Annotated in this window: 5 protein-coding genes; all 5 read left to right on the plus strand. The window is 54.2% G+C overall.

Annotated elements, in window-relative coordinates:
* Window positions 1–196: 196 nt before the first annotated feature.
* The 5 genes from ychF to ACO6BQ_RS11535 all read left to right on the plus strand — a co-directional run bounded on the left by ychF (window position 197) and on the right by ACO6BQ_RS11535 (window position 7332).
* Window positions 197–1303, plus strand: coding sequence for a redox-regulated ATPase YchF (gene ychF, locus ACO6BQ_RS11515; protein WP_489121087.1), 1107 nt, complete (start codon window positions 197–199; stop codon window positions 1301–1303).
* A gap of 194 nt (window positions 1304–1497) precedes the next feature.
* Entirely contained in the window at window positions 1498–2451 is a 954-nt protein-coding gene (locus tag ACO6BQ_RS11520) for a magnesium transporter CorA family protein (RefSeq protein WP_489121089.1), read from the plus strand.
* Window positions 2448–2672, plus strand: a complete 225-nt coding sequence (locus ACO6BQ_RS11525) for a hypothetical protein (protein ID WP_489121093.1) — start codon at window positions 2448–2450, stop codon at window positions 2670–2672. Before ACO6BQ_RS11520 ends, ACO6BQ_RS11525 begins: the two co-directional genes overlap by 4 nt.
* Window positions 2673–2952: 280 nt before the next feature.
* Window positions 2953–6480, plus strand: a complete 3528-nt coding sequence (gene nifJ, locus ACO6BQ_RS11530; protein ID WP_489121094.1) for a pyruvate:ferredoxin (flavodoxin) oxidoreductase — start codon at window positions 2953–2955, stop codon at window positions 6478–6480.
* A gap of 168 nt (window positions 6481–6648) precedes the next feature.
* Window positions 6649–7332 carry an NYN domain-containing protein gene (locus ACO6BQ_RS11535; protein ID WP_489121097.1) on the plus strand — a complete coding sequence of 228 codons (684 nt, stop codon included), beginning with the start codon at window positions 6649–6651 and terminating at the stop codon, window positions 7330–7332.
* Window positions 7333–7376 lie beyond the last annotated feature (44 nt).

Here is a 7376-nt window from a genome sequence, read left to right on the forward strand (position 1 = left end):
TGCGGGCAAAAAAGATACGTCAAGATGGCGTGGCTGAATTTATCAGTGCTTCCTTAATATGGGCAATGCTTTCATCCCGTTACCACGAAATATGCGGAATCATTGACCTCGTTGTTTTTTTTTGATATAACATAACGAGTGCATTATCGTGTGAAGAAGATGAGCAAGACGTAGTTTTGTGAAAGAGGGAATCTGAGTGAGCAATCTTGAGGTTGGGATCGTCGGCCTGCCGAATGTGGGCAAGAGTACGCTGTTCAATGCGATTACAAAGGCGGGCGCAGAGGCGGCGAATTATCCGTTCTGCACGATTGAGCCGAATGTGGGCGTGGTTGCAGTGCCGGATAAGCGGCTCACGGTGCTGACCGATCTCTATCACTCCAAGAAGACGACGCCCGCAAGCGTGCGCTTTGTCGATATTGCGGGACTTGTGAAGGACGCCTCCAAGGGCGAGGGACTCGGCAATAAATTCCTCGAGCACATCCGTCAGGTGGATGCCGTGGCGCACGTTGTCCGCTGCTTCGAGAGTACAGACATCACGCACGTTGAGGGTGCGGTCGATCCGCTGCGCGACATTGATATCATCGAGACGGAACTCTGTCTTGCCGACCTCGAGGCCGTTGAGAAGCGCATGGCGAAGGTCACGAAACTGCTTAAATCGGGCAGCAAGGAGGCAAAGGCGGAGCATGCCGCGCTTGAGCGTCTGAAGACTGCACTCGATGAGGGGCAGCCTGCACGTGAGGTGGAACTCTCGGAAGAGGAGCAGGCGATGCTGCGCGACCTGAATCTCCTCACACGCAAGCCGATTCTCTACATCGCAAATGTGGGTGAGGATGAGGCGGCGACGGCGGACGCGGAGAACCCTCACGTGCAGACGGTCAAGGAGTATGCCGCACGCACGGGCGCACAGGTGATGACGGTTTCGGCGCGTCTCGAAGAGGAGATCGCCGAGCTCGATGCAGAGGAGGCAACGGTCTTCCTCGAAGATCTGGGGCTGTCCGAGAGCGGGCTTGACCGTCTGATTCACGGAGCCTTTGCGCTGCTCGGCCTCCAGACCTTTCTCACGGCGGGTGAGGATGAGTGCCGTGCATGGACGATTACACGCGGAACGACGGCACCAAAGGCGGCAGGGAAGATTCACACGGATTTCGAGCGCGGCTTTATTCGTGCGGAGATCGTAAACTATGACGACCTCGTTGCACTTGGCAGCGTGGCTGCGGCGCGTGACAAGGGGCTTGTCCGTCTGGAGGGCAAGGAGTACGTCATGCGCGACGGCGATGTGGTGAACTTCCGTTTCAACGTATAACATTTTCTGCGCCGCTCTGGACAAGCGGCGCATTTTGCGTTACAATTCATTCGGTCATTTTGAATGTTATGGAAGGAAGTGAAGAGCATGGACGATACACCTTTGCAGCCCGACCCCCACATATGTATCCGTCCTCTCTTCGCATCTGCACTTTGCGGTGACGGGAGAGGGCGGTCGGAAAGGAGCGTCCACCATTGCTGCAAATCTATAAATCCATGGAATCAGGTCCTCTGCAGGAGCTGTCGCTCAAGACACTCACAAAGGGGGCATGGATCAACATTGTCAACCCGACGCCGTACGAGCTGAAAGTCGTCAGCACGCTCACGGAGGTTGATCCGGACTTCCTGCGCTCCGCGCTTGACGATGAGGAGCGGTCACATACGGATGTCGAGGACGACTCGGTCATGATCCTGACGAATGTGCCGGTCTATCGCGGTGAGGACAGCTACGATACGCTGCCGCTTGCGATCATCCTCACGGACGAGCACATCATTACGGTCTGTCTTGAGGAAACTCCCGTGATGGCGGAGTTCAACGAGCGCACGGCGAAGCTGTTCCGTACCTACAAGCGGACGCGCTTCCTCTTTCAGATCCTCTACAAGTCGGATGTATTCTATCTGCGCTATCTGCGCCAGATCAGCAAGCTCTCCGAGGAGATCGAGGATCGTCTGCGCCACGATATGAAGAACAGTGAGATCCTGCGCCTCTTACAGCTGCAAAAGGGTCTGACGTATTTCAATGCGGCACTGCGCTCGAACGGCGCAGTTCTCGACCGCCTCATGCGTCTGCGTACAAATACCTCGGTGCATCATATCTTTAAGATGTACGAGGAGGATGAGGATCTGCTCGAGGATGTTATCATTGAGAACAAGCAGGCGCGCGAGATGGTCGAGATGTACAGCAAGATCCTTGCGCGTCTCGCGGATACCTTCTCTTCGATTGTCTCGAACAATCTGAACCTCGTGATGAAATTCCTGACGGCGATCACGATCATTCTCGCGATTCCGACGGTAATTTCGAGTTTCTTCGGCATGAATGTACCCGTTCCGTACGAGGGTGACCCGCTCGGATTTATGCGTGTCGTCATCATTGCGGTCTGTGTGTCGTCTGCCGTGGTCTATATGCTCTGGCGGAGGGATATGTTTTGATACGCGAGGCGCAGCTGTTGCGCGGCATTATCTTCGGTGATCGGAATACCGATGAGTATATCTATATGCCCGCGAGTGAGATCGGCATAGAGACCCCGCTCTATGTATATGAGGAGGGCGGCAGCCGCCGTGACATCGACCTCGCAGAGGCACTTCATCTCATACGCGTGCGCGATCTCAGACCAACCATACATCCACTTCTTGGACGAACGAGCTGCTGAGTGCGGCTCGTTTTTTTGATAGGAAGATTAGATGTTTCTATCAACAAAAACAATGGGAAAACACAGTCTTTTCCAGCATTGAGAAAGCCTATCCTGTTTACAAGCCTGATGTTACGTTGTATAATAAACAGAAAGTATTGAATCGGTGTTCCTCCATAGATATTCTTTTTGATTCTTTTTATCAAAATGAATGAGAGGGGACAAATTCTTTGCTCATGTGATTATATTTTAATATTTTTTGGAATGCGGGCGCATTTCCATTTGAGAGGGGAGCAGTAACATGGCCAAGAAAATGAAGACGATGGACGGCAACACAGCTGCCGGCTACATCTCCTATGCCTTCACGGATGTGGCGGCGATCTATCCGATTACGCCGTCGTCGCCGATGGCGGAGCACGTTGACAGCCTTGCTGCAAAGGGCATGAAGAATATCTTCGGACAGAGGGTACGTCTCATCGAAATGCAGTCGGAGGCAGGCGCTGCCGGCGCAGTGCATGGCTCACTCCAGGCAGGTGCACTGACGACGACCTATACGGCATCGCAGGGGCTTCTGCTCATGATTCCGAATATGTATAAGATCGCGGGCGAGCTTCTGCCGGGTGTTTTCCATGTCAGTGCGCGTGCGATTGCGGCATCCTCGCTGAACATCTTTGGTGATCATCAGGATGTCATGGCAGCACGCCAGACAGGTGTTGCGATGCTCGCAGAGTCGAGCGTGCAGGAGGTCATGGATCTCGCTGCCGTGGCTCATCTGGTCGCGATCAAGGGACGCATTCCGTTCATCAACTTCTTTGACGGTTTCCGCACCTCGCATGAGATTCAGAAGATCGAGGTCGTGGACTATGCCGATCTCGCGAAGATTCTCGACTGGGATGCAGTCAATGAGTTCCGTCGCCGCGCACTCAACCCGGATCATCCGGCGGTACGCGGTACGGCCCAGAATCCTGATATCTACTTCCAGGGGCGCGAGGCGGTCAACCGCTACTACGATGCCATTCCTGAACTCGTCGAAGAGGCAATGGCGCAGATGACGAAGATCACGGGCCGCGAGCACCATCTCTTTGACTACTATGGTGCGCCCGATGCCGAGCGCATCATTATTGCGATGGGATCGGTCTGCCAAACGGCACAGGAGGTCGCCGAATATCTCAACGCACAGGGGGAGAAGGTCGGTCTGCTTTCCGTCCATCTCTATCGTCCGTTTTCCATCGAACATTTCTTCAAGTATCTCCCGAAGACGGTGCAGAAGGTCGCCGTTCTCGATCGTACAAAGGAACCGGGATCGCTCGGCGAGCCGCTCTATCTCGATGTCAAGGCAGCGTATTACAGTTCCGGCATGAACCCTGTCATTGTCGGCGGCCGCTATGGTCTCGGCGGTAAGGACACGACGCCCGATCAGGTCTTTGCTGTCTATGAGGAGCTCAAGAAGGACGATCCGATCCACGGCTTTACGATCGGTATCGAGGACGATGTGACCAACCGTAGCCTTGCGCCGATTCATGGGGATATCAACCTCACGAAAGAGGGAACGACGGCGTGCAAGTTCTGGGGACTTGGTTCGGACGGCACAGTTGGTGCGAACAAGAGCGCGATCAAGATCATCGGCGACAAGACGGATATGTATGCACAGGCGTACTTCGCTTATGACTCGAAGAAGTCGGGCGGCATCACGATGAGTCATCTGCGCTTTGGCAAGTCGCCCATCATTAGCCCGTATCTCATCAACAAGGCGGACTTCATCTCCTGCTCGCAGCAGTCCTATGTGCGTCAGTATGACCTCCTCGCAGGCCTCAAAAAGGGCGGCACGTTCCTCCTCAATACGTTCTGGTCGGACGAGGAGCTGAATACACACCTGCCTGCGTCGATGCGCCGCTACATCGCCTCCAACGACATTCAGTTCTACACGGTGGATGCGGTTCACATCGCCCGCGAACTCGGCCTCGGCGGACGTTTCAATATGGTTATGCAGTCGGCGTTCTTCAAACTTGCAAATATCATTCCTCTTGACGATGCGGTCAAGTATCTCAAGGATGCGGTCGTTTCGTCCTATGGAAGCAAGGGTGAGAAGGTCGTCAACATGAACAACGGCGCGATCGATCACGGCATTGAGTCGCTCCACCGCGTCAACGTTCCTGCTGAATGGAAGGACGCTGTGGATGAGGAAGTGCCGGTCAATGCAAAGACACCGGAATTCATCACGAAGATCCAGAACGTCATGAACCGTCAGGAGGGCGACAAACTCAAGATCTCTGAGCTGCTCAGTATGGAGGACGGCACGTTCCCTGTCGGCGGTACGGCGTTCGAGAAGCGCGGCACGGCGATCTCCGTTCCCGTATGGCAGCCGGAGAAGTGCATCCAGTGCAATCAGTGCGCTTTTGTCTGCCCGCACGCAACGATTCGTCCGATCCTGACGACGGACGAGGAGCTTGCAGCGGCACCCGAGGGCATGAAGTCCGTGAAATCTCGTCCGGCAAAGGGTATGAACCTTACGATTGCCGTATCGACGCTCGACTGCCTCGGCTGTGGCAACTGTGCGCAGGTCTGCCCGGGCAAGGCGCTCGACATGACACTGCTCGATGACAAGCTTCGCGCGGAACAGAAGTACTTTGACTATGGCGTCGATACGGAGAAGGTCGCGGTCAAGAATGTTCCGATGAAGAAGACGACGGTGATCGGCTCGCAGTTTGAGCAGCCGCTCTTTGAATTCTCGGGTGCGTGTGCAGGCTGCGGCGAGACGCCGTATGCCAAGCTCGTCACACAGCTTTTCGGCGACCGCATGATGATCGCCAACGCGACGGGCTGCTCCTCCATCTGGGGAGCGAGTGCACCCGCGATCCCGTACACGAAGAACCCGAAGGGCTACGGCCCCGCATGGGCAAACTCGCTGTTCGAGGACAATGCGGAGTACGGACTCGGTATGTTGCTTGGCACGAAGGCTGTGCGTGAGTCCATCGCGGCTGCGGTGACGCAGGCGATCGAGGAGAAGAAGGGTTCTGCTGAACTTCAGGCGGCAATGCAGCTCTGGCTTGAGAAGCGCGACAGCGGAGAGGGCACGCGTGATCGCGCCGACCTCTTGCGTGAACTGCTCGAGAAGGAGAAGGGCACGGATGAACTTCTCTGCCGCATCTACAGCGACCACGATTACTTTGTCAAGCGTTCGCAGTGGGTGTTCGGCGGCGATGGCTGGGCGTACGACATCGGCTTTGGCGGCGTGGATCACGTGCTTGCCTCCGGTGAGGATGTCAACGTCATGGTCTTTGATACCGAGGTCTACTCGAATACGGGCGGACAGGCATCGAAGGCGACGCCTGCGGCAGCGATTGCCGAGTTCGCAGCAACCGGCAAGAAGACGAAGAAGAAGGATCTCGGCATAATGGCGATGTCCTACGGCTACGTCTACGTTGCACAGGTGGATATGGGAGCCGACCAGAATCAGGTACTCAAGGCGATCAGCGAGGCGGAGGCATATCCGGGGTCATCCCTCATCATCGCGTACTCGCCGTGTATCAACCACGGCATCCGCAAGGGCATGGGCTGTGCGCAGCTTGAGGGCAAGCTCGCGGTCGAGTGCGGCTACTGGACGAATTACCGCTATAATCCGCAGCTTGAGGAGAAGGGCAAGAATCCGTTCAGCCTCGACTCCAAGGAGCCGGACTTCTCGAAGTTCAAGGACTTCCTGATGGGTGAGAACCGCTATACGACGCTTCAGCGTAACTTCCCTGAGGCTGCAGAGGCTCTCTTTGAGAAGACGCAGAAGGATGCGGAGACGCGCTACAACAATTACAAGAAACTTGCAGGTAAGGCGTAAGCTGTTGTGAGAGAGAACTGTTGAATGAAAATTTCGTTCAGCAGTTCTTTTTTATGTGTAAATAAAGAAGGAAACTTGCAGTGCAAAAGAGAATTAAAGAGTAGGCAGAGATTGTTCTGTCAACGCAGGAAGTGGTATCTGTGCCTCCTGCTGCAGAGGAGAGCTGTTGTGAGAATACATGTATTCGTTGATGCAGAGAACATTACAGAGAAACTTTTTAACAAGGGCTGTAGGGAACTCCAAAAAGAGCATGAGCTGTTTCGGATCGATGTATTTGGCAAGACTGAACCATCATGGGCAGGGAGCTATTCTTATGTTCCTTGTTTTTTCGGCAAGAACAGTGCCGATACCTTTATGACAGCGGCGATTGTTCGCGCCGTGTATGAGGAGCCGGATACGGATATCTTTGCCATTTTCTCTCATGATCGCGACTTCATTCCTGCAATCAAGGTGGTTACGGACAATAAACGTCGGGCGATGATTGTAACCGAGCGTGGGATGAAGGAGGCACATCTGAAGCATCTCGCCATTGATATGAACTACTTGGATAATTTCGAGATCAACTCGATGAACTTGAAAAGTGTCGGTCAGCCTGCGTTGTCTGCAAATGAACTGAAACGTCTGCAAAAATATGAGCTGACGACCTGTTTCCTGAAAACACAGCAGGGGCTGCTCGAAGTCCCCTTTGCCAATGGGATTGAGCTGCAGCTTTTTTCGCGCATTATTCCGCTTGCGGAGGTGCGGAAAGGATATGGAAAGAACAAAAAGCTGCGGGACATTCTCACCGAGAGCCATCTGAAAGTATTGGATAATAACGTCTATATTGACACAGACAATCTATGGAAGCACTGATAAATTCAGCCGCGCCATCTTGACGCATCTTTTTTGCCCGCACT

This window comes from Centipeda sp. (in: firmicutes) (assembly GCF_057271695.1).

What these genes read in the sequence shown, in the direction of transcription:
- nifJ (WP_489121094.1), top strand. Translation starts at nt 2,953, where the DNA reads ATGGCCAAGAAAATGAAGACGATGGACGGCAACACAGCTGCCGGCTAC.